This window comes from Phyllobacterium sp. NPDC097923 (assembly GCF_044760925.1).
In the GTDB taxonomy this organism is placed as follows: Bacteria; Pseudomonadota; Alphaproteobacteria; order Rhizobiales; family Rhizobiaceae; genus Phyllobacterium; species Phyllobacterium calauticae.
Window position 1 is genome coordinate 700,001 of record NZ_JBIWBL010000002.1, and the last position, 2,498, is coordinate 702,498.

Below are 2,498 nucleotides of genomic sequence, written 5' to 3' on the forward strand. Positions count from 1 at the left end.
GCTTTCGGGCTTGTAGCTCAGTTGGTTAGAGCGCGCGCTTGATAAGCGTGAGGTCGGAGGTTCAAGTCCTCCCAGGCCCACCATATTCCCATACCTTTACGGGGGCGTAGCTCAGCTGGGAGAGCACCTGCTTTGCAAGCAGGGGGTCGTCGGTTCGATCCCGTCCGCCTCCACCAAAGGTTTTGGAGATGGACGATGCGAAGGCACATGTCATGTGAGAGAAGAAGCAAGTTTGCAGCTTGTGAGGCTTTGAGCCTTTCGGTTGCCTGTTCTGTATGAAATCGTGAAGAGAAGATAAATTCGGATTGTTCCGGATGTTCAAGGGTTTGCACCTTCTGGTGCGGGTCCGCCGGCCTTCGGGCCATGAACGCTGGAAAATGTCGCAAGGGATGCTCATCAAAAGCCCTTGCAGAGGATTGGCCGCTTAACCGCAGAGCCATCGGATTTATCTCGAGAAGCTGGTCTTTTTTGTCAAATCGATTGTTGCTGAATGTTTGGTTGTCCATTGGTATCCCCCATGGCGGCGAAATGTTCGAGAAGGCAAGGATGGATATTGGCAATGAGAATGATCAAGTGTCTTAAGGGCATTTGGTGGATGCCTTGGCATGCACAGGCGATGAAGGACGTGATACGCTGCGATAAGCGTCGGGGAGGTGCGAATACCCTTTGATCCGACGATTTCCGAATGGGGAAACCCACCTTAGATATCTAGAAAATTTGAACTGTTGGAACGATGAAGCGCTGTTTTGGTTTGTTTCTCAAAAGGAGGCACCCATACAGACCGCTAGGTCGTCGCGGCTTATGCCGCGCCCTCCCGGAGCACAGCCCTGAAAGGGCGGTACGTGCGTGAGGGAAGAACACTTCAACTTTCTAGATATCAAAATAAGGTATCTAACTTTCGAATACATAGGGGTTAGAAGCGAACCCGGGGAACTGAAACATCTAAGTACCCGGAGGAAAGGACATCAAACGAGACTCCGTAAGTAGTGGCGAGCGAACGCGGACCAGGCCAGTGGCTTTTATGAGACAAGTGGAACACCTTGGAAAGGGTGACCGAAGTGGGTGATAGTCCCGTACACGTAATGCGAATAAAAGTCCTTGAGTAGGGCGGGACACGTGAAATCCTGTCTGAACATGGGGAGACCACTCTCCAAGCCTAAGTACTCGTGCATGACCGATAGCGAACCAGTACCGTGAGGGAAAGGTGAAAAGCACCCCGACAAGGGGAGTGAAAGAGATCCTGAAACCGAATGCCTACAAACAGTTGGAGCCCAAGATTTGTTCTGGGTGACAGCGTACCTTTTGTATAATGGGTCAGCGACTTAGTCTGACGAGCAAGCTTAAACCGGTAGGTGTAGGCGCAGCGAAAGCGAGTCTGAACAGGGCGTTCAGTTCGTCGGATTAGACCCGAAACCAAGTGATCTAGCCATGAGCAGGTTGAAGGTAAGGTAACACTTACTGGAGGACCGAACCCGCATCTGTTGCAATAGATTGGGATGACTTGTGGCTAGGGGTGAAAGGCCAATCAAACTTGGAGATAGCTGGTTCTCCGCGAAATCTATTTAGGTAGAGCGTCGATCGAATACCTTCGGGGGTAGAGCACTGGATGGGCTAGGGGATCTCACCGATTTACCAAACCTAACCAAACTCCGAATACCGAAGAGTACTAATCGGCAGACACACGGCGGGTGCTAACGTCCGTCGTGAAGAGGGCAACAACCCTGACCACCATCTAAGGTCCCTAAGTTATGGCTAAGTGGGAAAGGATGTGAGGATCCCAAAACAACCAGGATGTTGGCTTAGAAGCAGCCATCATTTAAAGAAAGCGTAACAGCTCACTGGTCTAAATAAGGGTCTTTGCGCCGAAAATGTACCGGGGCTAAAGCCATACACCGAAGCTGTGGATTTGCTTAGCAATAGGCAAGTGGTAGCGGAGCGTTCTGTAAGCCGTTGAAGAGAGACCCGTGAGGGCTCTTGGAGGTATCAGAAGTGAGAATGCTGACATGAGTAACGATAAAGGGAGTGAGAGACTCCCTCGCCGAAAGTCCAAGGGTTCCTGCTTAAAGTTAATCTGAGCAGGGTTAGCCGGCCCCTAAGGCGAGGCCGAAAGGCGTAGTCGATGGGAACCACGTTAATATTCGTGGGCCTGCGGGTAGTGACGGATCGCGTATGTTGTTCTTCCTTATTGGATTGGAAGGGCTTCGAAGCGGTTCCAGGAAATAGCTCCCGCGTATAGACCGTACCCTAAACCGACACTGGTGGACTGGTAGAGAATACCAAGGCGCTTGAGAGAACTGCGTTGAAGGAACTCGGCAAATTGCACGCGTAACTTCGGAAGAAGCGTGACCCTTATGTACGCAAGTATGTGAGGGTGGCACAGACCAGGGGGTAGCGACTGTTTACCAAAAACACAGGGCTCTGCGAAGTCGCAAGACGACGTATAGGGTCTGACGCCTGCCCGGTGCTGGAAGGTTAAGAGGAGAGGTGCAAGCTTTGAA

General features: G+C 51.4%; 2 tRNA genes and 1 rRNA gene. All 3 read left to right on the plus strand.

Going from position 1 to position 2,498, the window contains the following annotated elements:
• Positions 1–6 precede the first annotated feature (6 nt).
• Positions 7–83 (plus strand) — tRNA-Ile (locus ACIQWS_RS15825).
• A gap of 17 nt (positions 84–100) precedes the next feature.
• Positions 101–176 (plus strand) — tRNA-Ala (locus ACIQWS_RS15830).
• A 391-nt stretch (positions 177–567) separates the two neighbouring features.
• Positions 568–2,498: ribosomal RNA gene (locus ACIQWS_RS15835) — 23S ribosomal RNA — on the plus strand; the annotation flags it as partial.